Origin of the sequence: Gluconacetobacter asukensis, assembly GCF_014174375.1 — a bacterium.
Lineage (GTDB): Bacteria > Pseudomonadota > Alphaproteobacteria > Acetobacterales > Acetobacteraceae > Gluconacetobacter > Gluconacetobacter asukensis.
Map to the genome: position 1 here is coordinate 140,551 of NZ_JABEQE010000004.1, position 23,921 is coordinate 164,471.

Annotated in this window: 19 protein-coding genes; 12 read left to right on the forward strand and 7 right to left on the reverse strand. The window is 66.8% G+C overall.

All coding sequences use genetic code 11. The annotated features are described in order from the left end of the window. Window positions 1-112 precede the first annotated feature (112 nt). Both HLH35_RS06390 and HLH35_RS06395 read left to right on the forward strand, forming a co-directional pair. Window positions 113-781, forward strand: coding sequence for a response regulator (locus tag HLH35_RS06390; RefSeq protein ID WP_182978352.1), 669 nt, complete (start codon window positions 113-115; stop codon window positions 779-781). Next, on the forward strand, window positions 778-2,178 hold the full coding sequence (locus tag HLH35_RS06395; RefSeq protein ID WP_182978353.1) for a sensor histidine kinase: 1,401 nt from the start codon (window positions 778-780) through the stop codon (window positions 2,176-2,178). Before HLH35_RS06390 ends, HLH35_RS06395 begins: the two co-directional genes overlap by 4 nt. Here the strand turns inward: HLH35_RS06395 and HLH35_RS06400 are convergent. Together HLH35_RS06400 and HLH35_RS06405 are read right to left on the reverse strand one after the other, a co-directional pair. After that, window positions 2,159-2,812 (reverse strand): helix-turn-helix transcriptional regulator, encoded by a 654-nt coding sequence (locus HLH35_RS06400; protein ID WP_182978354.1) that lies wholly within the window; start codon window positions 2,810-2,812, stop codon window positions 2,159-2,161. The genes HLH35_RS06395 and HLH35_RS06400 overlap by 20 nt on opposite strands. Then, complete coding sequence (locus HLH35_RS06405; protein ID WP_182978355.1) at window positions 2,809-3,024, reverse strand: hypothetical protein; 216 nt, start codon at window positions 3,022-3,024, stop codon at window positions 2,809-2,811. Before HLH35_RS06405 ends, HLH35_RS06400 begins: the two co-directional genes overlap by 4 nt. Before the next feature lie 148 nt (window positions 3,025-3,172). Here HLH35_RS06405 and HLH35_RS06410 point away from each other — a divergent pair, with 148 nt between their 5' ends. The 4 genes from HLH35_RS06410 to HLH35_RS06425 are packed head-to-tail and all read left to right on the forward strand — an operon-like array spanning window position 3,173 to window position 4,659. Further along, a complete protein-coding gene (locus tag HLH35_RS06410; protein ID WP_182978356.1) occupies window positions 3,173-3,457 on the forward strand; it encodes a hypothetical protein in 285 nt (94 codons plus the stop codon). Window positions 3,458-3,482: 25 nt separating this feature from the next. Continuing rightward, window positions 3,483-3,971: a hypothetical protein gene (locus HLH35_RS06415; protein ID WP_182978357.1), complete on the forward strand. Its 489-nt coding sequence runs from the start codon at window positions 3,483-3,485 to the stop codon at window positions 3,969-3,971. A 17-nt stretch (window positions 3,972-3,988) separates the two neighbouring features. After that, on the forward strand, window positions 3,989-4,375 hold the full coding sequence (gene hpxZ, locus HLH35_RS06420; protein WP_182978476.1) for an oxalurate catabolism protein HpxZ: 387 nt from the start codon (window positions 3,989-3,991) through the stop codon (window positions 4,373-4,375). A gap of 14 nt (window positions 4,376-4,389) precedes the next feature. Continuing rightward, window positions 4,390-4,659 carry a hypothetical protein gene (locus HLH35_RS06425; protein WP_182978358.1) on the forward strand — a complete coding sequence of 90 codons (270 nt, stop codon included), beginning with the start codon at window positions 4,390-4,392 and terminating at the stop codon, window positions 4,657-4,659. Here HLH35_RS06425 and cysG read toward each other — a convergent pair. Further along, window positions 4,642-6,045 (reverse strand): siroheme synthase CysG, encoded by a 1,404-nt coding sequence (gene cysG / locus HLH35_RS06430; protein ID WP_182978359.1) that lies wholly within the window; start codon window positions 6,043-6,045, stop codon window positions 4,642-4,644. The genes HLH35_RS06425 and cysG overlap by 18 nt on opposite strands. Next, a complete protein-coding gene (gene mobB, locus HLH35_RS06435; RefSeq protein ID WP_182978360.1) occupies window positions 6,042-6,590 on the reverse strand; it encodes a molybdopterin-guanine dinucleotide biosynthesis protein B in 549 nt (182 codons plus the stop codon). Before mobB ends, cysG begins: the two co-directional genes overlap by 4 nt. 107 nt (window positions 6,591-6,697) lie before the next feature. Between mobB and mobA the strand changes: the two genes are divergently transcribed. After that, window positions 6,698-7,303, forward strand: a complete 606-nt coding sequence (gene mobA, locus HLH35_RS06440; protein WP_182978361.1) for a molybdenum cofactor guanylyltransferase — start codon at window positions 6,698-6,700, stop codon at window positions 7,301-7,303. A 110-nt stretch (window positions 7,304-7,413) separates the two neighbouring features. Here mobA and HLH35_RS06445 read toward each other — a convergent pair whose 3' ends face one another. Then, window positions 7,414-8,751, reverse strand: coding sequence for a PQQ-dependent sugar dehydrogenase (locus HLH35_RS06445; protein ID WP_182978362.1), 1,338 nt, complete (start codon window positions 8,749-8,751; stop codon window positions 7,414-7,416). Between the two features lie 155 nt (window positions 8,752-8,906). On the opposite strand from HLH35_RS06445, the gene HLH35_RS06450 reads away from it, so the two are divergent. Both HLH35_RS06450 and wrbA read left to right on the forward strand, forming a co-directional pair. Beyond that, complete coding sequence (locus HLH35_RS06450; protein WP_182978363.1) at window positions 8,907-10,295, forward strand: NRAMP family divalent metal transporter; 1,389 nt, start codon at window positions 8,907-8,909, stop codon at window positions 10,293-10,295. A 133-nt stretch (window positions 10,296-10,428) separates the two neighbouring features. Beyond that, on the forward strand, window positions 10,429-11,025 hold the full coding sequence (gene wrbA, locus HLH35_RS06455) for an NAD(P)H:quinone oxidoreductase (RefSeq protein ID WP_182978364.1): 597 nt from the start codon (window positions 10,429-10,431) through the stop codon (window positions 11,023-11,025). Between the two features lie 191 nt (window positions 11,026-11,216). Here wrbA and HLH35_RS06460 read toward each other — a convergent pair whose 3' ends face one another. Next, window positions 11,217-13,721, reverse strand: coding sequence for a phosphocholine-specific phospholipase C (locus HLH35_RS06460; RefSeq protein WP_182978365.1), 2,505 nt, complete (start codon window positions 13,719-13,721; stop codon window positions 11,217-11,219). Between the two features lie 239 nt (window positions 13,722-13,960). Between HLH35_RS06460 and HLH35_RS06465 the strand changes: the two genes are divergently transcribed. The 3 genes from HLH35_RS06465 (at window position 13,961) to HLH35_RS06475 (ending at window position 19,990) form a co-directional block, all read left to right on the forward strand. Beyond that, window positions 13,961-15,043, forward strand: coding sequence for a hypothetical protein (locus HLH35_RS06465; RefSeq protein ID WP_220790567.1), 1,083 nt, complete (start codon window positions 13,961-13,963; stop codon window positions 15,041-15,043). Window positions 15,044-15,626: 583 nt separating this feature from the next. Beyond that, the gene (locus tag HLH35_RS06470) at window positions 15,627-17,315 is read left to right on the forward strand and encodes a putative bifunctional diguanylate cyclase/phosphodiesterase (protein ID WP_246384894.1); all 1,689 of its coding nucleotides are present in this window, start codon (window positions 15,627-15,629) and stop codon (window positions 17,313-17,315) included. Between the two features lie 215 nt (window positions 17,316-17,530). Beyond that, the gene (locus tag HLH35_RS06475) at window positions 17,531-19,990 is read left to right on the forward strand and encodes a TonB-dependent receptor (protein WP_182978367.1); all 2,460 of its coding nucleotides are present in this window, start codon (window positions 17,531-17,533) and stop codon (window positions 19,988-19,990) included. A gap of 138 nt (window positions 19,991-20,128) precedes the next feature. On the opposite strand, the gene putA is transcribed toward HLH35_RS06475, so the two are convergent. Continuing rightward, window positions 20,129-23,863, reverse strand: coding sequence for a bifunctional proline dehydrogenase/L-glutamate gamma-semialdehyde dehydrogenase PutA (gene putA / locus HLH35_RS06480; RefSeq protein WP_182978368.1), 3,735 nt, complete (start codon window positions 23,861-23,863; stop codon window positions 20,129-20,131). Window positions 23,864-23,921: the final 58 nt, after the last annotated feature.

The following is a 23,921-nucleotide window of genomic DNA, read 5'->3' on the forward strand; positions in this document are numbered from 1 at the left end:
GACCCGCCAAAGGGCGGTCGCCCTTTGGAAACCCGGTCGTTGTCGGATTGGGGTGCAGGGCCTCAGGCCCTGCCGGGTTCGGGCAGAGCCCGATTTCAGGTTGGGGGATGCCGTGCGGCTGCTGATTGTGGAGGATGAAAGGCCGTTGGGGTCGGCGGTGCAGGAGCGGCTGCGCCGGGCCGGGCATGCCGCGGACTGGTTTACCACGCTGGCCGATGCGCGCGCGGCCCTGGCGGCCATTGCCTATGATTTCCTGCTGCTGGATCTGGGATTGCCGGATGGCAGCGGGCGCGACCTGTTGCGGGAGATCCGCCGGGGCGGGTCGGCGATGGCGGTGATGATCGCCACCGCGCAGGACCAGATCAGCGACCGTATTGCCGGCCTGTCGGATGGTGCGGACGATTACATCGTCAAACCCTATGATTTCGATGAATTGCTGGCCCGGATCGATGCTGTGTCGCGCCGCTATGGGGCGCTGGCCAGCAACCGGCTGGTGCTGGGCGGGGTGGAGATCGATCTGGGCCGGCGCAGCCTGTCCCGCGAGGGGCAGGATGTGGACCTGACGGCGCGGGAATGGGCGGTGATCGAATTGCTGGCGCGGCGGGCGGGGGCGCTGTGCTCGCGCGAGCAGATCGAGGATGCGCTCTATGGGCTGGGGGAGGAGATCGAGAGCAATGCGATCGAGGTCTTTATCAGCCGCGTGCGCAAGAAGGTGGGGGCCGGGCTGATCCTGACCGTGCGCGGGCGGGGCTACCGGCTGGCGCGGGAGGGCGCGGCATGAGGCGTGATGGCGGAGGATGGAGCCTGGCCACGCGCATCATGGCCGGGGTGCTGGTGGTGGTGCTGGGCTGTCTGGCGCTGTTGAGCGTGCTGGTGGCGGGTTTTACGCGCTACGAGGTGACGGAGCGGCTGGATAATTCGTTGCAGGAGGTGGCCGAGCGGCTGGAATTCGTGATTGCCGCCCATGCCGTGCATCCCGCCGGGGGTACGGTCGCACTGCTGCCGGAGGTCGGGCCGCGCACGCTGGCCTATCAGATCGCGACCCCGGACGGGCAATTGCTGCTGCGGTCGCAGAATGCGCCGGTCGAGGCTTTTGTGCCGGTGCTGCGGGGCGGGTTCTATGACCGGCCGCGTTTTCGCGTCTATGTCGTCAAGGCCTCGGATGGCGGGCATTACATTCTGGTGGGCGAGCCGACCTTCCATCGGCGGGAGGCGGTGCGGCGGGCGACGCTGATTTCGATCCTGCCGATGATCGTGTTCCTGCCGGCCGTGTGGCTGCTGGTGCGCTGGGTGGTGCGGCGGGCGCTGCGGCCGCTGACATCGTTGCAGGCGGAAATCCGTGCCCGTGGCAGCGGCAACCTGGCCCCGATCCCGGCACTGGATTTGCCGGAGGAACTGTCGGCGATCCATATGGCGGTCAACATGCTGCTGGACCGGCTGAAGAAGGCGCTCTCGACCGAGCGGGCCTTTGCGGCCAATGCGGCGCATGAACTGCGTAACCCGATCGGTGCGCTGCTGGCGCAGACCCAGATGCTGCGCGAGCAATTGCATGAGCCCGAGGCGCCGGGGCGGGTGGCCGCCATGATCGGGCAGATCCGCCGGCTGGGGCGGATGACGGAGAAGCTGCTGCAATTGTCGCGCGCGTCGTCGGGGGCGGCGATGGGGGATGACCGGTTCGACCTGATTGCGGTGTTGCAGATCCTGGCGGAAGAATTTGCCGACATGCCGCCCGCCTTTCCTGTCGTGACGGTGGATTGCGACGGGATGGAGGCGCTGTTCGCGCGTGGGGATATCGACGCGGCGGGCATCCTGTTTCGCAACCTGATCGAGAATGCGGCCCATCACGGCACGCAGGATGCCGTGATCGCGGTCACGCTGTCGCGGGGCGGGGTGGTGGATATCGTCAATGATTGCGCGCCGCTGCCGGCCGCGATCCTGCCGGGTCTGACCGAGCCCTTCGTGCGCGGGGGGAGTGCCGCCGACGGCAGCGGGCTGGGGCTGGCCATTGCCGCCAGCATTGCCGGGCAGATGGGGGCGCGGCTGGAGATCGCATCCCCGGTGCCGGGGCGGGAGAGGGGGTTCCGCGCGCGCGTGGTGCTGGCGGAATGTGAAATGGTGCCGTCGCTTGTCCCGCCGCGCCCGCTGGGCGGGATGGTGGTTACAGGAAGGCCATCATGATGCGGTGCAGGTGATCGGCGGGGGCGGCCTCGAACGGGCCGCCGCCCGCCGCCGCGCCGATCAGGGCCAGCAGGGGGGCGGAGCCGAGGCCCGCCCGTGCGTCGACCACCACCGCGCACAGGGCGCCTTCCGGCCGCAGGACCAGCACCCGGTCATGCCGGCGGACCGGGGTGCCGGGCGAGACCATCAGGATTGTGCCGGCGCGGAATACGGGCTCGAACAGGGCGGTATCCAGCGTGACGGCGTAGAGATCGGCCTCTGTGGGGCCGGGCATGTCCCACTGGTCCCAATGGCGACCGCTGGGCAGGCCCGCGCCGTCGAACATGCCCGGCTGGTCGAGATGCGAGAAGGGGGACAGGCGCAGGCGCGACCGGCCGGCGCGGGGTGTGGGGGCGAGCGGGTGCTGGCCGCCTGCCAGCCGGGCGAAGGCCTCCAGGCTCAGGCCGGTGATGTCCAGCACGCGCGCCAGGCTTTCGGTGCCTGGCCAGCGGGGGCGGCCGGCCGGAGTAGTGCGTTTCGACGGGTTGAAGCTGGTGGGGTCCAGCCCCGCCGCCCGGGCCAGCCCGGATGGGGTGAGGCCGTGTTCGGCGGCCAGCGTGTCCAGCGCGCGCCACAGATCGTCATGCCGCATCATGACGGGGACAGGATTTCCGATTCATGCCGCGCCGTGCCCTGGGGCGTGGAATGGTAGCGGCCGCCGGCGTCCTGGGTTGCCAGGCCCATGCGCGCCAGCCGTTCCAGGCAGGGCTGGTCCTTCAGCCCCGCCGGGCGCCCCGCCGCGCCGCTGAGCATCAGCCGGTGCAGCGCCGACCGGCAGCAGGTTTCCAGATAGGGTTCGGTCCACATGCGGCGGAGGATCGGCGTTTCGGGCCCGGCTTGCAACCACGGTGGTGGATGTTATGAGACGAACGTCGGGGTTGACATGGCAACGCGTGACTTGCCCGAACATTGTTCGTATGGTCGCTGCCTGCGCCGACGAATGGAGACCCGTGCCATGCTATTGAAGGAGAGCCTGCGCCATGGCATTGCCTCCGCGGTGTCGTATGCCGGACGCTCGACGACGGTTCGAAACAGCATTATTGGTGCCGGTCGTGCGTTCGATCCCGCTCCTGGCGTTGCGCAGACCGGACCACGTCTGGTCGTGCATGCGATGACGTTCGATGGCGGTTTCGCGAAGGATCGGGGCAATCTCGCACTTGATCGCATGGCGGGCGAGCGTAAAGTGTTCGGGAAAGCATTCGACCGGGTAGAGAATGGCAAAACCCCCGCCTGCGCCTAAAACGAGGCCGGCCTCTGATACGTCGGTGCCGGTTCCCGCAGAAAATGTGGCTATTCTGAAGGAAAATCTGGGGATTGACCCGTCATCTTCCCCAGACGTTCTGCTGGCCCGGATTTCTGCGACGGTTTCGACCTCCAGCAGCCCATATACATCGGCGGAAATGCTGGAAGATTATGTTCAGCGCGGTATGCCCGATGTCAAAGATCGTGTTCTTGACACGATCGACGAAGAGCGCCGCTGGCGCCATGCGCGAGAGGAACAGGAACAAAACCACCGGCATGCGATTGAGCGTGAGGAGATTGCCCTTGCACGGGCCAGAATGGATGAGGAGCATCGCCAGCAGAGACGTTCCCAGAAAAACGCGCTCGTTATCGCGCTCATCGGTATTATTGGGGCTCTGGGCGGATCTTACTTTCTTCCTGCTGGCGTTTGTATCTGGGTGATCGTTATCTGTGTCGGTGGGCCATCGACGGCGACAATAGCGGCGCGCCTGCTGGATCACCGGAAGTCGTGAGAGAGGGTTTTATCCACATGCTGCGCATCGACGACCCCGCCACTGTGGCTGAAGTGACCGCGATGGCCGACCGGTATGAGGCGGCGCTGATGGCGAATGACCTCGATACGCTGGATGCGCTGTTTCGTGATGCGCCGGAGACGATCCGTTATGGTGTGGGTGAGGTGCTGTACGGCTTTGCCGAGATCGCGGCCTTTCGCAAGGGGCGGGCCGGCGGGTCGCCGCAGCGGCGGGTGCTGCGGCGGGTGATTACGACCTTCGGCACCGATCTGGCCACCGTCAATCTGGAATTCCAGCGCGAGGGGGCTACGCGCATCGGGCGGCAGAGCCAGACCTGGGTGCGCACGGATGAAGGCTGGAAGATTACCTGCGCGCATGTATCGCTGATGGCCGACATATCCTGAGAACCTGTCTGGAAATGCGGGCTGGTGGCGATCCGGCGCGCGTTTCCTGTGCTCCGATGCTCACGGCCATTGAGGCCGCTCTCGCTCACCAGCCCACATTTCCAGACAGGTTCTGCTTCTGCGTGTTGGCGGGGAGTCTGTTCTTTTTTGAAAAAAAGAACCAAAAAACTTCTGATCTGTTCAGGAGCTTTTTGCCTGCTCGTTGCGAGGCACCTGAACGGATCAAAAGTCTTTTTGCTTCTTTTTCTTCAGAAAAAGAAGAGTCTTTACTCTATTGGTGGTGATACCACCCGGTGGCGTACCACTTCGCCTACCAGGATCAGCGCGGGGCTGCCTATGCCGCTGGTGCGGGCGAGGCTGGGCAGGGTGTCCAGTGTGCCGGTCAGTACGCGTTGGTCGGGCTGGGTGCCGCGTTCGACGATGGCGGCGGGCCAGTCGGGGGGGAGGCCGTGGCGGACGAGCATTGCGCACAGGTCGGGCAGGGCGTGGACGCCCATATAGATGGCGATTGTCTGGCCTGTGCCGGCCATGCGGTCCCATGGCAGGTCCAGCGTGCCGTCCTTGCGGGCGTGGCCGGTGACGAAGAGGCAGGATTGGGCGCAGTCGCGGTGGGTCAGCGGAATGCCGGCATAGGCGGCGCAGCCGCTGGCGGCCGTGATGCCGGGCACGACCTGGAAGGGGATGCCGGCTTCGACCAGGGCCTCGATTTCCTCGCCGCCCCGGCCGAAGATGAACGGGTCGCCGCCCTTCAGGCGCAGCACGCGCTCGCCCGCGCGGGCGCGGCGGATCAGTTCGGCATTGATGTTGGGTTGCGGCATGGTGTGGCGGTCGCGCTGCTTGCCGACGAAGACACGTGTGGCGTCGCGGCGCACGCGGTCCAGCAGGGCGGGCGGCAGAAGCTGGTCGTAGAGGACGGAATCGGCATTTTGCATCAGGTGCAGCGCGCGCAGGGTCAGCAGGTCCGGGTCGCCGGGGCCGGCGCCGACCAGCCAGACCTCGCCCGTGACGCGTGTGCCGTCCAGGATCTGGTCCAGCACCTGTCGGGCGGTTGCGGTGTCGCCGCGCTGGGCGGCTGCGCCGCCCGGGCCGTCGAGAAAATCTTCCCACACGCGGCGGCGGCGGTCGATGTCGGGGCAATGTGCGACGACATGGGGGCGGGCGTCGCGCAGGAAGCGGGCGAGGCTGTCGAGGCCGGCCGGCATCGCGGCCTCGATGCGTTCGCGCAGGCGGCGGGCCAGGACCGGGGCGGCGCCGCCGGTGGAAATCGCGATCCGCACCGGGCCGCGATGGATCTGTGCGGGGGTGATGAAGCTGGAAGGTTCGGGATCGTCCACCGCGCAGACAGGAATGTTCAGCGCGTCGGCCCGCGCGGCGACGGCGCGGTTGACCGTGCGGTCGTCGGTGGCGGCGTAGACCAGGCGGCAGCCGGGCAGCATTGCATCCAGTTGGTCGGGATGGGCTTCGGCGGCGATGTGGTGGATCTGCCCGGCGTCGCGCAGGGTGGTCAGCGCGTCGTCCAGCGTGGGGGCCAGCACCTCGACCCGTGCCGCGTGGGCCAGCAGCAGGCGGATCTTGTTCAGGGCGATGCCGCCGCCGCCCACCACCAGCACGCGTGTGTCGCGCAGGCGCAGGGCGACGGGGAACCAGCCGGGTTCGTCCGATGCGGTCATGGCGTGTGTCCTGTGGTCTGGTTTCCTGTGATCCGGCAGGGGCGGGCATGGGCCAGCACGAAGGCGGCGATGGTGTCGGTGTCGTTCAGGTCCAGCCGGGTCAGGCCGGGTGGCAGGTCCAGCGTGGGGGCGTCGGTGGCGACGGCTGCGATCTGCGGCGTGGTGGGCCAGAGCGGGTCCTTGCCCAGGGTGGGGCGGTAGATTTCGATCGCGACCGGCAGGGCTGTGCGGAAGCCTTCGACCAGGATCAGGTCTGCCGGGGCCATGCGGGCGATCAGGTCGGGCAGGGTGGGGTGGTCTGGGCCATCCTGTTCGTGCAGCAGGGCCCAGCGTGTGTCGGAGGCCACCAGCACCTCGCGCGCGCCGGCCGTGCGGTGGCGGTGGGAATCCTTGCCGGGGCGGTCCATGTCGAAGCCATGGTGGGCGTGCTTGATGGTGGAGACGCGCAGGCCTCGCGCGGCCAGCGTTTCCAGCAGGCGGACCACCAGCGTCGTCTTGCCCGCGCCGCTGCGCCCGGTGATGCCCATGATGGCGGCCTGCCCCATCGTTTCGTCCTGTTGCGTCCCGCGTGTTCGTAGGGGGTACAGGTGCCTCCAATCCCCGATGATGGCAAGGTCGGGAGCTGAGGGGCCGGCGGCAAGGGAGCGTGGCGATGGGGTGTGCTGGTGTGGTTCTGGCGGGCGGGGCGGCCACCCGCATGGGTGGGGGGGACAAGCCGCTTGTGACCGCCGGGGGGACCACCCTGCTGGCGCGGCTGCTGGCGCGTCTGGCGGGGGAGGATATGGCGCTGGCCATCAACGCGCGGGGGGACGCCGCGCGCTTTGGGGCCTATGGGCTGCCGGTGCTGCCTGACGGGATCGAGGGTGCCGGGCCGCTGGCCGGGGTGCTGGCGGCCATGGACTGGGCGGCCGGGCTGGAGTGCGCCTGGGTGCTGACGGTGCCGGGAGATACGCCCTTTGTGCCGCGCGGGCTGGCGGCAGCACTTGCGCCCGGGCCGTCGGTGGCGGTGTCGGGCGGGCGGCGGCACCATCTGGTGGCGCTGTGGCCGGTGGCGGCGCGGGGGGCGTTGCGTGCGCGGCTGGAGGCGATCGGGCCCGGTGCGCCGCGTGCCGCCTTTGGCGTGCGGGCCTTTGCCGAGACGATCGGTGTGCGGGAGGTGGTGTTTTCCGACCAGCCGTTCGATCCGTTCCTGAACGTCAATACGCCGGAGGATCTGGTGGTGGCGCGTCGGATCGCGGAGGGGGAGGATGGGCGGTGAAAGAGCCGAAAAAACTTTGATTCGTTCAGGAGTTTTCTGCTGGGGCAGGCGATGGCCCTGAACGGATCGAAAGTCTTTTTACGGCTTTTTCGGAGGACGGCAGAGGATGATTACTGCGCGCCTGTTACCCGCCACACGGTATTGCCGACATCGTCCGCGACGAGCAGGGCGCCGGATTTGTCCAGGGCCAGCCCGACGGGGCGGCCGTGGACATGGTCTTCGTCGGCGGTGAGGAAGCCGGTCAGCACGTCGCGGGGCGGGCCGGAGGGGCGGCCGTCGGTGAAGGGGACGTAGAGGAGGCGGTAGCCGCTCTTGGGCTTGCGGTTCCAGGAGCCGTGCTGGGCGACGAACAGGCCGCTGCGCCATTCGTCGGGCAGGCTGCTGTCCTGCGAGAAGGCGATGCCCAGCGAGGCCGTGTGCGGGCCCAGCGCGTAATCGGGGGCGATGGCGCTGGCCACCAGGTCCGGCCGCTGGGGCTGGACGCGGACATCGACATGCTGGCCGTAATAGCTGTAGGGCCAGCCGTAGAACGCGCCCTCCTTCACCGACGTGATGTAGTCCGGCACGAGGTCGCTGCCGATTTCGTCCCGTTCGTTCACCGCCGTCCACAGGATGCCGGTCCGGGGTTCCCACGCCAGCCCGTTGGGGTTGCGCAGGCCGGTGGCGAAGGGGGTGAGCGTGCCGGTGGCGATGTCGAACCTGTCGATCCGCGCGCGGCCTTCCTCGGCTTCCATGCCGTTATCGGCGACATTGCTGTTGGAGCCGATGGTGACGTAGAGGGTGCGCCCGTCCGGGCTGGCCAGGATGTTCTTGGTCCAGTGGTGGTTGTATCCGGCCGGCAGGTCCGCGGCTTTCTCGCCCGGGGCGTCGATATGGGTTTCGCCCTCGCGATAGGGGAAGCGGACCAGGGCGTTGGCATTGGCCACGTAGAGCGTATCGCCGACCAGTGCCATGCCGAAGGGCGAATAGAGATGGTCGAGGAAGACGCTGCGCTGGTCGGCGAGCCCGTCGCCATTGGTATCGCGCAGCAGGATGATGCGGTTGGGGCTTGGCGCGCCCGCGCCGACGCGGCCCATGATCAGGCCGGCGATGCGGTTTTTCAGGGTCTTGATATCGGTGCCGGGCGAATTGGATTCCGCCACCAGGATATCGCCGTTGGGCAGCCTGTACAGCCAGCGCGGATGGTCCAGCCCGGTTGCGAACGCATGCACCGCCAGCCCCGGTGCCGGGACCGGGGCCTGCGTGCCCTGCCAGCCGATGGGGGTGGCGATGTTGACCGTGGGCATGAAGGTCGGGTTGGGCGGCAGCAGGATCGGATTGGGGCCGGTTCCGGCCGCGACCGACTGCCGGGCTTCCTCCGGCGACAGGATGGCGCGGCAGCCGACGGCCGCCAACAGCGCCAGGACGCCGGTGCCCGCCAGGAGAAGCCGGATATGGGAAGATGTCATGACGACGGCCTCGCACTCTGTGGCCCCGCGCATGCGTTTGGAGCCGGTGACGACAAGAATGGGTCGATCATCATGCGGTTTCGCGTGAGAGTGCAACCATGTAGGGCCTGGAATAGAATGATGTCCGCATCCGACCCGATGAAGCGAGCTGCAGAATGAGAGCGCGGAAAACGCCCCCGAACCGGGGGAAAAGCGGGGCGGCGGCATCGCCCGGTGGGGGCGAGGGGCCGGTTGTGCCTGCCGGGGGGCGGGGAGCGGATGATCCCGAACTGCCCAGCCCGGTGGTCGGGCCGAGCCGGCCGCGGCTGTTTCGCGTGCTGGGGCCCGGGCTGATCACCGGCGCGTCGGATGACGATCCGAGCGGGATCGCGACCTATTCGCAGGCCGGGGCGCAGTTTGCCTATGGCCTGTCATGGACGCTGCTGTTCACCTATCCGCTGATGGTGGCGGTGCAGATGATCAGCGCGCGGATCGGGCGGACGACGGGGCATGGGCTGGCGGGTGTGATCCGCCTGCATTGTCCGGCCTGGCTGCTGAGCGGGGTCGTGCTGCTGCTGCTGGTGGCGAACATCATCAATCTGGGCGCCGATCTGGGCGCGATGGCCGATGCGCTGGGGCTGCTGCTGCCGGCGCCGCATGCGCTGTATGTGCTGCTGTTTTCGGCGATTTCGATCTCGATGCAGCTGTTCCTGCAATATACGCGCTATGTGGCGGCGCTGAAATGGCTGACGCTGGCGCTGTTTGCCTATTTCGCCGCGCTGGCCTGCGTGGCGGTGGATTGGCGGGTGCTGGCCTGGCATCTGGTCTGGCCCGGCCATGCGCTGACATCGGGCTATCTGACGACGCTGGTGGCGATCCTGGGGACCACGATCAGCCCTTATCTGTTCTTCTGGCAGGCGTCGGAGGAGGTCGAGGACCTGCATGTCTATCCGCAGCGCATCGACCTGGTCGATGCGCCGTCGCAGGGCAGGCGGGCGCTGCGGCGCATCGAGATCGATACGCTGGTGGGCATGGGATTTTCCAATCTGGTCGCGCTGGCCATTCTGGTGACGACGGCTGCGACGCTGAATGTCCATGGCGTGACCGACATCCAGACCTCGGCACAGGCCGCCGAGGCGCTGCGGCCGATCGCGGGGGAATTCGCGTCGCTGGTCTTCACCGTGGGTATCGTGGGCACCGGGATGCTGGCGGTGCCGGTGCTGGCGGGATCGGCCGCCTATGCCGTGGGGGAGGCGCGGCAATGGCCGACGGGGCTGGAGCGCCGCCCCAAGGAGGCGCAGGCCTTCTACGCCACGCTGGTGATGGCCACCCTGATCGGCATGATCATCAATTTCGCGCCTGTCGATCCGATCCGCGCACTGTTCTGGAGTGCGGTGCTGAACGGGGTGACGGCGGTGCCGGTCATGGTCGTGATGATGGTGGTGGCGGCGCGGCGGGATGTGATGGGGCGGTTTGCCATTCGCGGCCCGCTGCGATGGCTGGGCTGGATCGCGACCCTGCTGATGGGCGGGGTGGTGCTGGCGATGTTCGGCGCTTTATTATGATGGGGTGACCGGTAAAAGACGGAAACCGTGGGTTTCCGTCTTTGGGTACTGCCGTGTGGTGGGGTGGGCCGTATGGTCCGGGATGTAACGTTCGCCCCCCATGAAACGGCCCCGAGGCCGGGAAGAGGTCACGATGACGAAGCTGCTGGTTCTCTATTATTCCACCTATGGACATGTCGAGACGATGGCCGGGGCCGTCGCCGAGGGGGCCCGCGCGGCGGGCGTCGAGGTCGATATCAGGCGCGTGCCGGAGACGGTGCCCGAGGAGATCGCGAAGGCGCATCATTTCAAGCTCGACCAGGCGGCGCCGGTCGCGACACCGGCCGATCTGGCGGAGTATGACGCCATCATCATCGGTGCGCCGACGCGCTTCGGGCGGCTGCCGGCGCAGATGGCGGCCTTCTGGGACCAGACGGGCGGGCTGTGGCTGAAGGGTGCGCTGGTCGGCAAGGTGGGCGCGGCCTTTACCTCCACCGCCAGCCAGCATGGCGGGCAGGAAACGACGCTGTATTCGCTGCTGTCCAACCTGATCCATCACGGCATGGTCATCAGCGGCCTGCCCTACAGCTTCCAGGGCCAGTTGAAGCTGGACGAGGTGACGGGCGGCGCGCCCTATGGCGCCACCACGCTGGCCGGTGGCGACGGGTCGCGCGCCGTGAGCGAGAATGAACTGGATGGCGCGCGTTTCCTGGGCCAGCATGTTGCCGGGCTGGCGAAGAAGCTTACCTGAGCCTGCCCGAAAATGCGCGCTGGCGGCGATCCGGCGCGCGTTTTCTGCGCTCCGATGCTCTCGGCCATCAAGGCCGCTCCGCTTCGGTGCTCAAAAACACACGCCGGGCGCGGCGCTTGCGGGCCGCTCTCGCTCACCAGCCCACATTTTCGGACAGGCTCTGAGACGGGGTATTTGCTCTCGTGTGACGGTCAAGTCGTGCCCATGGTGGGGTCCGTCCGTCCGGGGTGGCCGGTTTCGACCCGGCCGGCGAACCGGTAGGCCAGTTGGGGCTCGGCCGGGGTGGTGAGCGTGATGTCGTACCACATCGCGCCCGGTGCCAGGTCGAATGCCGCCGTGGCAGTTTGGCCGGGGGTTACGCGCAGTGTCTGCCTTGCGCCCCGGTGGCCGGCCAGGGTGCAGGCGAGGGTGATGGTCCGGTGGTCGGTATTGGTCACGCGCAGGACCAGGTCCCGGCCGCTTCCGTGCAGATATCCGCATTCCGCCTGCAGGCACAGCCCGCCCTGCCGGCCCTTGAAGCGGCGGTAGAAACCGTTGGGTGCGTGGACCGACACGTCATATTGCCTGCCCGCGAATGACGTCAGGTCGAAGGCCACGTCGAGCGTGTCGCCGGCTGCCACGGCGTAGGTGCCGGCCTGCATGGCCCCTTTTTTCCTGGTGCCGTCCAGGGCGACGCCGTGGCGGTAGATATTGAAGGGCAGGCCCGCCGCGCGGGCGCCGTGCAATTTCTGGCCGGCGTGCAGGCGCAGCGCGAGCTGCTCGCCATCCGGCGTCAGGCCGCCGTCGCAATAGGGTTCGTAGGGCAGGGCGCAGGAGGGGCGGGTGCCGGGTTCCTGCCGCACCATGGTGCGCAGGCTGGCCGGATCGGTGCGGAGCGCGGCGAGTTCCCTTGCGTGCAGTGCGCGAAAGCCGCCGGGCAGGGGCTGGTCGCGGGCTTCCTCGATGGTCTGGAGATGCGCGTCGCGATCCAGATAGGGCAGGGCGGGCACCGTGCCGTCATAGGGGCGGAAGCAGGAGGTGAGGTCGCCGCTGATCGCGCGGCGCCAGGGCGAGATGTTGGTTTCGGTGACCGTCTTGCCGAATTTCTGCTGGATGAAGGTTTCCAGGAATTGCAGGGTCGAGCTGTGCTCGAAGAGCTGCGAGTTGACCCAGCCGCCGCGGCTCCAGGGCGAGGCCACGATCATGGGCACGCGGAAGCCCAGCCCGATGGGCCCGGTACGTGCCAGGCGGGGGGGAACGCCCCGGTCCTCCTCGTCGCGGGCGGAGGTATATTCCAGCCCGTCGGGGCCGATCGCGGCCGAGGAGCGGCCGGTTTCCGGTCGGTACGGGTCCGGCGCGGCGTAGGAACAGCCATGGTCGAAATAGCCGTCATTCTCATCGTAGGTGATGAGGAAGATGGTCTTTTTCCAGATTTCCGGGTTTTCGGTCAGGATATCCATGATTTCCGACACGTACCAGGCGCCGTACCATGGTGAGGTGGGGTGGTCGGAAAAATGCTCGGGGGCGGCCAGCCATGAGACGGTGGGCAGTGCGCCCGTGCGCACATCCTGCCGGAACTGGTGCAGGATATCGCCCCTGGGAGCGTCCATGTGCCGCCTTCCTTCATCGTCGGGGAAGGAGAGGGATTCGAGGGTCCTGTAATCCGGGTCGCCGCTGTTGGTGACGAACGCCTTTTCGAACAGGGCGCGTTCTTCCCGCCGGAGTTTTTCCACCGTGCGGCCGGCCGAGGCGCGGCGCTGGGTCAGGACCGCCAGCAGGACCCTGGCTTCGGCAAGCTGTTCGTCCCGCGTTTCGGAGGCGGGCGTGTCCTGCGTCATCAGCCGGTCGATATGCTCCGTGCAGTCGCGGATGCGGGCCTCGAGCCAGTCGCTGAAGCCGGGATTGGCCGAGACGCAATATTGATCGAAACATTCCAGCACGTTGCAGCCGAAATTGGACAGCCACGCCCGTTCCGGCCCGGTCATGCCGCCGGTCTGGGAGAGTTCGTTCTGGTAGAATTTCCAGGAAATGCCGGCTCTTTCCAGCCGTTCGGGGAAGGTGGTCCAGTTCATGCCGCCTTCCAGGATCTCGCCGTTGCGCATGTAGACCCGGGAATCGGGCGCCTGCAGGTCGCGGACGGTGCCGGTCCAGAACAGCAGCCGGTTGGGGGTCGTGCTGGTCATCGCGCCGCAATAATGCTGGTCGCAGATGGTGAAGGCATCGGCCAGCGCGTAGTAGAATGGCAGGTCCTCGCGCGTGTAATAGCCCATCGTCAGCGGATAGCGGTCATAACCCTTGTGGTGCGATGCCTTGGCGTCGATCCAGCGATCGTGGCCGCCATCGTTCCATGCATCGACCTGGCTGTCGCGTGAATGGGGGAGGGAGCCCATCCAGGTGACGCGCGTGTCGCGGATGTTGAGCCGCCAGGGCAGGTACGTGTGGCCCGAGGCCCCGGATTGGGCGAAGACCGGATTGCCGTTGGCAAGGCGCATCGCGCGCGGATCGTTGAAGCCGCGCACGCCCTGCAGCGTGCCGAACACATGGTCGAACGACCGGTTTTCCTGCATCAGGATCACGACATGCTCGGCATCCTGCCAGGTCGTGCCCGGATTGGGCGCGATGGCGAAGGCGCGCTGGATCGCCGCTGGAAGTGCCGTGGTGGCGCCCGCCGCACCGGACAGGAGAGCGTATTTCAGGAAATCGCGGCGTGTCGTCATGATCGGCTCGACCCATGTCCCTGGTGGCGGAATCCCTGTCGATGGGATGCCACATACGGCATGGGCCGCATTCCCATTGTGACAATTCCATGAAACCGGGCGGGGCATGGCGGGTTCCCTGGCCCGTCGTCACCGGCCCGACATTGCCAACTTGTCAGGAAAAATGATCCGGACGCGCATTGGAAATGCCGGCCCGGTGATCTATGGCCTTCAGGCGCCATGACCGACATCCGGGGACCATGAACAGGACCATTCGTTTTCTGCTGCTGCTGCCCTGCCTGTCCGGTCTGCAAGGATGCTACGAAATCGGGCCCACCCGGCTGGACCGGGACCAGAGCGATTATTCGCGCGCGCTGACCAGCTCGGGCAAGCAGCAGACGCTGCTGAATGTCGTGCGCCTGCGCTATGCCGACACGCCGGGCTTTCTGGACACCACCCAGATGATCTCGGGCTATCAGCTGCAGCGCAATCTCTCGGTCGGGATCGGGACCTATTCGCTGGCCAGCCGGCCCTATGGCGGCGCGGGCATGCAGGTGCAGGAAAGCCCGACCTTCACCTTCCAGCCCGTGACCGGCGATGCGTACGCGCAGAGCATCCTGCGCCCGCTGCCGCCGGGCAACCTGCTGCCGCTGGCCATGGGCGGGCTGCCGATCGACGTGCTGTTCCGGCTGGCGGTGCAGTCGATCAACCTGATCAGCAATGCCGGTTCGCTGGGTGGGGATGTGGGGCGCGGGTCGCCGGTCTTCTTCGACCTGATCTACGATCTGCGCCTGCTGCAACTGGCGGGGCTGCTGGGCATCCAGCTGGAGCGCAGCCCCACCGCCTCGGCCACCGACAAGGACGGTGCGGCCGACCGCGTGTTCCTGTCGATCGCCTCGACCGACGATCCGGACCTGGCGCAGGTGGTGCATGACACGCGCCGCCTGCTGGGCATGGCGCAGGATGACGAGCGGGTGGAGGTCGTCTATGGCGGCGGGCGGCCGCGCCGGGGACAGATCCGGCTGCTGACGCGCACGGTGCTGGGGGTACTGGGGCAGATCGCCTACCAGATCGACGTGCCGGAGGAGGATATTACCTCGGGCCGCACGCGCCCCACCATCCGGCTGGTCGGGCGGGAAACCCGGCCGATCGTCGTCATTCACGTGACGAAGGAGCGCCCGGAGGCGGTCTTTTCCTGGACCAACTACAATCACAAATTCTACTGGATCGCGGACGACGATTTCGACAGCAAGCTGGCCTTTACCATGCTGCAGATCCTGCTGGAGCTGTCGAAGACCAGCAAGGGGCCGAATACCATCGTCACCATTCCCGCCAACGGCTAGAGCCGGCCTGCAAATGCGCGTTGGTGGCGATCCGACGCGCGTTTCCTGTGCTCCGATGCTCACGACCTGTAAGGTCGCTCCGCTTCGGTGCTCGGAAACGCACGACGGGCGTGCCGCTTTGCGGCACTCTCGCTCACCAGCCCGCATTTCCAGGCCGGCTCCGCGGGTGGGGGGCGCTGGTGGCGATCCGATGCGCGTTTCCTGTGCTCCGATGCTCACGATCTGTAAGGTCGCTCCGCTTCGGTGCTCGGAAACGCGCGCCGGGCGTGCCGCTTTGCGGCACTCTCGCTCACCAGGCCGCATTTCCAGGCCGGCTCCGCGGTCGTTCGATAAGGCCGGATTTGATTATGCGGTATTTTCGCTTAAGAAATTGAGTGCATTGATCTGGATCAAATAAATAATCAATATTATATTACTTTGTGCGTCTTGCATGACTTTGTAACATTTAAGTTAGATTTTGAATGATTTCTTTGCGAGGGCTGCGTGCGTCCGTTGGGTGCGCGGGCATCGATTGTGGAATGAATCGCGCCTCCCTCTTTTGAAGAGGAATCATTCCCGTTTGCCAGTGATGGGACGTGAACTGTTGAATGACAGGTTCAAGACGAAGGAACGCGAATTTCTTCTGCGCATGATCGACGATCTGCCGGTGGCGGTCATGACCGTGGAGCCGGAGACGATGCTGATCGACTATGTCAACAACACGTCCCGGGCGCTGATCCGCAGGCTTGAGCATCTTCTGCCGATCCGCGCCGATGAATTGATCGGCACTTCCATCGACGTCTTTCACCGCTGTCCGGCCTATCAGCGCCATATCCTGTCGGACCCGCGCAACCTGCCGCACAATGCCCGCATCAGGCTGGGGGAGGAGGTGCTGGACCTCAAGGTCTCGGCCATTACAGACGCGGACGGCCGGTATCTCGCGCCCATGCTGACCTGGGCACTGGTGACGAAGGAAGTCGAGGCGGAAAAGCGCATCGGCTATCTGGCGCATCATGATGCGCTGACCGGGTTGCCCAACAGGCTGATATTCCGCAGGACGCTGGAGGAACGACTGGCGGTGCCCGATACGGCATTCGGGCTGCTCTATATCGATCTCGATGGCTTCAAGCAGGTCAATGATGCGCGGGGGCACCAGGTGGGCGACGCGCTGCTGCGGCAGGTTGCCGACCGGCTGAGGGCGCTGTGCGGCGACCCGGCGATGATGCTGACGCGGCTGGGGGGTGACGAGTTCGCGATCCTGCTGCCCCATGATCATCAGCAGCCGGCCGGACGGCATGCGGAGCGGGTGGTGGCGGCGCTGGGCAGGCCCTTCGATCTCGAACAGGGGCAGACCGTCCAGATCGGGGCGTCGGTCGGCATTGCGCTGGCGCCGGAGCATGGCGAGGCGCCCGAGAGCCTGCTGGCGCGGGCCGACATGGCGCTGTACGCGGCCAAGGAGGATGGAAAAGGGGTCGCCCGGCTCTTCTCGCGCGATCTGGAGCTGCGCGTGCAGGAACGGACGCGCCTGGAGAAGAGCCTGTATGCCGCCCTGCAGGACCGGCAGGGCCTGTTCGTCTTCTATCAGCCGATCATCGACCTGTATTCGGGGCGCGTCATGACGCGCGAGGCGCTGGCCCGCTGGCATCATCCGCAGCGCGGCTGGGTCTCGCCCGCCGAGTTCGTGCCGGTGGCCGAGCAATGCGGGCTGATCGACCAGTTGGCGGAATTCGTCCTGGACCGGGCCTGCCGGAGTGCCGCGCAATGGGATGACGGGGCGCATGTTGCCGTCAACATCTCGGCGATCCAGCTGGGGAAGGGCACGCTGGTGCCGGCGGTCTCTGCAGCACTTGCGGCATCCGGCCTGCCGGCGCACCGGCTGGAGATCGAGGTGACGGAAACGGCGCTGCTGGGTGACGAGCAGGGCGGTATCCAGGATCTGCTGACCCTGCGCCAGATGGGAGTGCGTATCGCGCTGGACGATTTCGGCACCGGCTATTCGTCGCTGGCCCATCTGCGGGCCTTTCCGTTCGACAAGATCAAGATCGACGGTTCGTTCGTCCGCGATGCCCTGACGCGGCCGGAATGCGCCGCCGTGGTCCGGGCCATCGCCGATCTGGGCCAGCGCCTGGGGGTGCGGACCGTCGCGGAAGGGGTCGAGACCGAGGAGCAGCTTGCCCTTGTCCGGAGGGAAGGATGTGCCGAGGTGCAGGGCTATCTGCATGGCCGGCCCATGCCGGCGGCGGAGGATGCCGAGCTGGTGGCACGTCTGGATGCGGGACTGGGCGCCGGCTGACAGCCTGTTTGGACATGCGTGCTGGCGGCGCATCCTGTGCGCGTTTCCTGCGCTTCGCGCGTGCGCGATAAAGTATAAATCTTTATCATAACATTTCCGGGTGAGATTGAAAACCTCTGCCTGGACAGGTGGTCGATATCGGATTTCTGCAATTGTGACTTATTCGCATTTGTGTTCTTAAGGCGCCACATCACCGTGGTTGCGAGAACGAGAGAATGCCGAGTCCACTGATCCGTCGCCGTGTTCACCCTGCGCCGCTGATGGCGGGTTTTGCGCTGCTCTGTTCGGGGCTGCATGTCGGTTCGGCGGAAGGCGCCACCGATGGCGAGGCGGCGGCGGTGCCGAAGCATCATCGCCATGCCGGCCGCAGGATGCATGCCCGTGCCCATCCTGCCGGGGAGGCGCCGGTGGAGGGGCATCGGGCGACCGAAAATGCCGGGGCGCGGCCCGATGGGGTTGTTCCGGCGCGGCCGCTGAATGGCCAGAAGCTGGAGCAGGCGGGGCGAAGCGCTGCCGAGGAAGAGCGTGTGACCGTCGTGGGCAGTCGCATGAACATCCTGCATGAGGATATCGGCCTCAGCCGCATGCCGCAGGATGTGATGCACACGGCCCAGACCGTCAACGTGGTGCCCAAGCTGCTGATGGAACAGCAGAACGTGAAGTCGCTGGACGAGGCGCTGCGCAATGTACCCGGCATCACAGCCTCGGTCGGCGAGGGCGAGGGCGGGATGAGCGGTGACCAGTTTCTGATCCGGGGCTTCCAGGCGCAGAACGATATCTATGAGGACGGGCTGCGCGATTTCGGCGTCTATAGCCGCGACAGTTTCGATTATGACCATGTGTCGGTCATCAAGGGCCCGTCCTCCGAAGTGTTCGGCAATGGCACGACGGGTGGTGCCATCAACATGGTCACCAAGATGCCGCATCTGGGGAACAGCTATGGCGGCCAGTTCTCGGGCGGGTCGGCCGATTATTATCGTGGCACGCTGGATGTGAACCAGCAGATCGGCGAATCCACCGCCGTGCGCATTGCCGCCATGGGCAATGAGAACGACGAAGTGGGCCGTGACAGCGTCTATTCGCATCGGTGGGGGATTGCGCCGTCCATTGCGTTCGGCCTGGGTACGGCGACGACGCTGACGATCGAATATTTCCATCAGACCGACAATCGCATTCCCGATTACGGCGTGCCGCTGCTGACGAAGCCGGGCACCTCCGTCTCGCGCCCGGCGACGTCGTTCGGGCTGAATCGGAACAATTGGTATGGCACGCAGTACGATCAGGACGCCACGAATGTCGATATGCTGTCGGCGCATCTCAAGCACGAGCTGAACAGCCATATCTCCTTCTATGACGATCTGCGCGGCGGGATGTATGAGCGGTACTATTCGGCATCATGGGAGGGCTGCGATGCGACCTGCAACGCGGCGTATTTTACCGATCCGTCCACCGCGCTGGTGAACCGTCGCGGCCATCTGGGTGGCCCGGAGCCCTATCAGCAGAATGACTGGTCGGTGCAGAATGTCTTCTCGACGATCGCGACATTCAATACCGGCGCGCTGAGGCATCAGATCATCGCCGGATGGGACGTGTCGCACGTTTATGATCGGCGCACGAACTATGCCTATAATTATAACGGTCTGAACGGAACACAGGCTGATACGACCAGCCTCGTCAATCCGACCAATGTCGTGCCGGGGCTGTTTCTGGGTGGGGTGGGACAGTATAGCGGTAATCTTGTGAACATCAGCGGCGTCGGACGGGCCCTGCACAAGACCGGCGATGCGACCGATATCGGGGCCTTTTTCTCGGACCAGATCTGGTTCACGCCGAAATTCTCGGTGCGTGCGGGCTTCCGCTGGGATCATTGGGACAGCCATTATGCCGCGAATGAAGGGCCGGTCGGTGCTGGTGTGTCCTATGGTCAGAACCAGGATACCTACAATCCGACCGTCAACCTGATGTATACGCCTGATGACAACACGATGCTCTATTTCAACTGGGCGCAGTCGACGACGCCGCTCGGGCTGTATGTGACCAACAGTTCCGAGCCGTTGAAGGCCTCGACCGAGGGGTTCAAGCCCGAGCGCAGCAGCCTTTACGAAGTCGGCGCAAAATATAACGCGTTTCATGGTCGGATGGGCTTTACCGTGTCGGCGTTCCGGCTCGAGAAGGGCAATTCGCTGCTGACGGACCCGTCGACCGGGGATGTGACCTCGTCGAGCGATCGGCAGCGGAACCAGGGGTTCGAACTCAGCGCGTCGGGTGAGATCCTGAAGAACTGGAACGTGATCGCGACCTATGCCTATTACGACGCGCGGACCATTGCGTCGCTGACGGCGGCGGATGTCGGCAAGCGCATTCAATACGCGCCGAAGAATTCTGCGACTTTCTGGACCACCTATACCGCCATGGCGAACACGCCCTGGAACGTCACCTTCGGTGGCGGCCTCACCTGGCGCCAGGGCGTGTGGCTGGATGCCGCCAATACCGCGCGGGCGCCCTCGACCGTGGAATGGGATGCCATGATTTCGCACAGCTTCCTCAAGCACTGGAAGGTGCAGATGAACGGCTATAATCTGGCCAATCGCCTGAACTATTCCAATCTGTTCAGTGATCGCGTGACCCCTTCGATGGGGCGGGCGTTTCTGTTCAATCTTTCGGCGACTTACTAAAGTCTTCTTTTTCTGAAGAAAAAGAAGCAAAAAGACTTTTGTTGGTTCAGGAGCCTCGGAACGGGCAAGCCCAAGGCTCCTGAACGGAATAGAAGTTTTTTGGTTCTTTTTTTCAAAAAAGAACGGAAACGCGGACTCTCATGACGCATCCAGCGTCATCAGCGACGCATTGCCGCCGGCGGCGGTGGTGTTGGTGCTGACCAGTCGTTCTTCCAGCAGCCATTCGGGCAGCGGGCCTTGTGCCGTCAGGGTGTGCACCGTCACCACCGGGCCGTGGCGGCCGGCCTTGTCGTCCAGGGCCCGCAGGGCTGCCGCCAGACCGGGGGCGCCGGGTTCGGCCAGGATGGTGGCCGGCACCGGGTCCGCCAGTCCGATCAGGGAGGCGGCGTCGGGCACCGTGCGGATATGCGTGCGCAGGGTGGGGGGCAGGCTGGCGGCCCAGGAGGCGGCGTCGCCGGCCAGCAGCACCACGCTGTTGCCGGTGGCCAGGGCCATGCCGGTGGCGCGGCGGGCGGCGGCTTCGGAGCTGGCGAGGCACAGCACGCTGCCGCGCGGTTCGAGCGACCAGAGATTGGTCTCGCCCACCGGGCCGGGCATCGGCACGCGCAGCCCGTGCAGGGGGCGGCCGGTCACGCCGTCCGGATGGCCGGAGCCGGCCGAGAAGGCCTGCCAGTCGCGTGCGGCCTGGGGCAGGGTGCCGGGCCGGGCGTCGGCCGGATCGGATGGTGCCGGCGCCGGGGGCGTGAAGGCGGGGCAGGCGGCCAGCAGGCGGCGCAGGATCAGCGGGCCGCCGGCCTTGGGGCCGGTGCCCGACAGGCCGCGCCCGCCGAAGGGCTGGACGCCGACGACGGCGCCGATCGTATTGCGGTTGACGTAGAGATTGCCTGCCGCGATGCGGTTGGTGACGTGGTCCACGGTTTCGGCGATGCGGGTGTGCAGGCCGAAGGTGAGGCCGTAGCCGGTGGCGTTGATCGCGTCGATCAGCCGGTCGAGAGTCTTGCGCTGCCAGCGCAGGACGTGCAGGACGGGGCCGAACACTTCGCGCCCGATGGTGGCGATGTCGTCGATTTCGATCAGGGTCGGCGGCAGGAAATGGCCGCCCGGCACCACATGCGGCGTGGCGGGGGACCAGACGCGGCAGCCGGCGGCGCGCATGCGGGCGATGTGCGCGCTGATGCCGGCGCGGGCGTCCTCCGTGATGACGGGGCCGATATCGGTGGCCAGCAGTGCCGGGTCGCCCACGCGCAGTTCCTGCATCGCGCCGCGCAGCATCGCCAGCATGGGTTCGGCGCAATCGTCCTGCACGCACAGGATGCGCAGGGCCGAGCAGCGCTGGCCCGCGCTGTCGAAGGCGGAGGCGATGACGTCGGTAACCACCTGTTCGGCCAGGGCCGAGGAATCGACGATCATCGCGTTCTGGCCGCCGGTTTCCGCGATCAGCGGCACCGGCTGGCCGTTGGTGCCCGTGCGCCCGGCCAGCTGGCGGGCGATCAGGCGCGCGACTTCGGTGGAGCCGGTGAACATGACTGCGGCGATCCGTGGGTCCGCGACCAGCGCCGCGCCGATATCGCCGCCGCCGGGCAGCAATTGCAGCGCGCCGGCCGGGATGCCGGCCTGGTGCAGCAGGGCGACCGCGCGGGCGGCGACCAGCGGCGTTTCCTCGGCCGGTTTGGCCAGCACCACGTTGCCGGCGGCCAGCGCGGCCGAGACCTGGCCGAGGAAGATGGCCAGCGGGAAGTTCCAGGGGCTGATGCAGACGACCGGGCCCAGCGGCATGTGGGTTTCGTTGTTGAATTCCCGCCGGATCGTGGTGGCGTAGTAGCGCAGGAAATCGACGGCCTCGCGGATTTCCCCCACTGCGTTGGGGTAGGATTTTCCGGCCTCGCGCACCACCAGGCCGATCAGTTCCGCGTGGTGGGTTTCCAGCAGGTCGGCGGCTGCCTCGAGGCAGGCGGCGCGCGTGGCGGGGGGACGGGCGGACCAGTCCGCCATGGCGGCCACGGCCAGTCCGACGGCGTGGGTCGCCTGGGTGGGGTCGGCGAAATGGGCCGTGCCCGGCATGTCGTCCGGGCGGGCCGGGTTGGGCACCTTGCGGACCGGGGTGGTGGGGGCGGCGCCGTCGGCCAGGATCGGGGTGGCCGCCCATTGGTGCTGGCCGGACGCCATGGCGTTGGCCAGTGCGGTCAAGGACGGTTCGTCGGCCAGGTCCAGCCCGGCGGAATTACGGCGGCTGGTGCCGAACAGGGCGGCAGGCAGGGCGATGACCGGGTGCGGCGCGCCCACGGGCAGGCCGTTCTGCGCGGCCAGGTCACGTGCCGTCTGCACCGGGTCGGCCACCAGCGTGTCCAGCGGGATGGCGCTGTCGCCGATCTGGTTGACGAAGGAGGAATTGGCCCCGTTTTCCAGCAGGCGGCGCACCAGATAGGCCAGCAGCGTCTCGTGCGAGCCGACCGGGGCGTAGATGCGGCAGGGGCGGTCGAGATTCGCAGAGCCGACGACGTGATCGTACAGCCCTTCGCCCATGCCGTGCAGGCACTGGAATTCATATTTGCCGTGGCGGAAATGCGTGCCGGCCAGGGCGTGGATGGTGGCGACCGTGCGGGCATTGTGGGTGGCGAATTGCGGGAACACCGCATCCGGCGCGCCCAGCAGCAGGCGGGCGCAGGCGATATAGCTGATATCGGTGTGGCATTTGCGGGTGTAGACGGGGAAATCGGCCTGGCCGTCGAGCTGGGCCTTCTTGATCTCGCTGTCCCAATAGGCGCCCTTGACCAGCCGGACCATGATGCGGCGCCCGGTGTCGCGGGCCAGGGCGATGATCCAGTCCAGCACGGCGGGGGCGCGCTTGCCGTAGGCCTGCACCACGAAGCCGATACCGTTCCAGCCCGTGAGATCGGGGTGGCGGCACATGCCTTCCAGCAGGTCGAGTGACAGGTCGAGCCGTTCGCTTTCCTCGGCGTCGATATTCAGGCCGATATCGTAGCTGCGCGCCAGCCGGGCCAGGCGGACCAGCACCGGGAGCAGCTCGGCCATCACGCGGTCGCGCTGGGCGCGGGCATAGCGCGGGTGGATGGCCGAGAGTTTGATCGACAGGCCGTTGCGGTCGTAGATGTCGCGGCCCTGGCCCTGCGCCGCGCGGCCGATGGCGTGGATCGCGGTTTCGTAGTCGCGGCAATAGCGGGCGGCGTCGGCCTCGGTCAGCGCGGCTTCGCCCAGCATGTCGAAGGAATAGCGGAAGCCGCGATCGTAGCGAGCCTGGCTGGTGCGCAGGGCGCTCTCGATCGTCTCGCCGCAGACGAATTGCTCGCCCATCATGCGCATCGCGACATCGACCGCGCGGCGGATCAGCGGTTCGCCGCCGCGCGCGACCAGGCGCGTCAGCGCGCCGGCAAGCCCGTGCTGGCGCTCGGGCGTGACCAGGCGGCCGGTCACCACCAGCCCCCAGGCGGCGGCGTTGACGAACAGCGAGCGGCCCAGACCGACATGCGCCATCCAGTCGCCGGTGCCGATCCGGTCGCGGATCAGCGCGTCGCGGGTGGCGGTGTCGGGGATGCGCAGCAGGGCCTCGGCCAGGCACATCAGGGCCACGCCTTCACGCGAGGACAGCGAGAATTCCTGCACCAGCGCCTCCATCCCGCCGGGGCGGCGGCCGTCGCGCAGCGCGCCGGCCAGGCGGCGGGCGGTGGCGCCCGCCTGGGCCGCCAGTTCGGGCGGGAGGGTGGCGTCGTCGATCAGGGCGGCGACACACGCGGCCTCGGGCCGGCGCAGGCCGGCTGCGATGCGCGCGCGGGCCGCATCGCGGGGCGGCAGGGCGTCTCGCAGCGCGGCGGTTGGCGGGAGGGGAGCGGACGGAGGGACGGGCTGGGATGTCATGGGGCGGCTTGCCGACGGAGGGGAAGATTGGGTGGATGTTTCCGTATCATATCGTATA

Coding starts and splice junctions, on each gene's coding strand:
- HLH35_RS06395 (WP_182978353.1), top strand. CDS start 778: ATGAGGCGTGATGGCGGAGGATGGAGCCTGGCCACGCGCATCATGGCC.
- HLH35_RS06400 (WP_182978354.1), bottom strand. CDS start 2,812: ATGATGCGGCATGACGATCTGTGGCGCGCGCTGGACACGCTGGCCGCC.
- HLH35_RS06405 (WP_182978355.1), bottom strand. CDS start 3,024: ATGTGGACCGAACCCTATCTGGAAACCTGCTGCCGGTCGGCGCTGCAC.
- HLH35_RS06410 (WP_182978356.1), top strand. CDS start 3,173: ATGCTATTGAAGGAGAGCCTGCGCCATGGCATTGCCTCCGCGGTGTCG.
- hpxZ (WP_182978476.1), top strand. CDS start 3,989: ATGCTGCGCATCGACGACCCCGCCACTGTGGCTGAAGTGACCGCGATG.
- HLH35_RS06425 (WP_182978358.1), top strand. CDS start 4,390: ATGCGGGCTGGTGGCGATCCGGCGCGCGTTTCCTGTGCTCCGATGCTC.
- cysG (WP_182978359.1), bottom strand. CDS start 6,045: ATGACCGCATCGGACGAACCCGGCTGGTTCCCCGTCGCCCTGCGCCTG.
- mobB (WP_182978360.1), bottom strand. CDS start 6,590: ATGGGGCAGGCCGCCATCATGGGCATCACCGGGCGCAGCGGCGCGGGC.
- mobA (WP_182978361.1), top strand. CDS start 6,698: ATGGGGTGTGCTGGTGTGGTTCTGGCGGGCGGGGCGGCCACCCGCATG.
- HLH35_RS06445 (WP_182978362.1), bottom strand. CDS start 8,751: ATGACATCTTCCCATATCCGGCTTCTCCTGGCGGGCACCGGCGTCCTG.
- HLH35_RS06450 (WP_182978363.1), top strand. CDS start 8,907: ATGAGAGCGCGGAAAACGCCCCCGAACCGGGGGAAAAGCGGGGCGGCG.
- wrbA (WP_182978364.1), top strand. CDS start 10,429: ATGACGAAGCTGCTGGTTCTCTATTATTCCACCTATGGACATGTCGAG.
- HLH35_RS06460 (WP_182978365.1), bottom strand. CDS start 13,721: ATGACGACACGCCGCGATTTCCTGAAATACGCTCTCCTGTCCGGTGCG.
- HLH35_RS06465 (WP_220790567.1), top strand. CDS start 13,961: ATGAACAGGACCATTCGTTTTCTGCTGCTGCTGCCCTGCCTGTCCGGT.
- HLH35_RS06475 (WP_182978367.1), top strand. CDS start 17,531: ATGCCGAGTCCACTGATCCGTCGCCGTGTTCACCCTGCGCCGCTGATG.
- putA (WP_182978368.1), bottom strand. CDS start 23,863: ATGACATCCCAGCCCGTCCCTCCGTCCGCTCCCCTCCCGCCAACCGCC.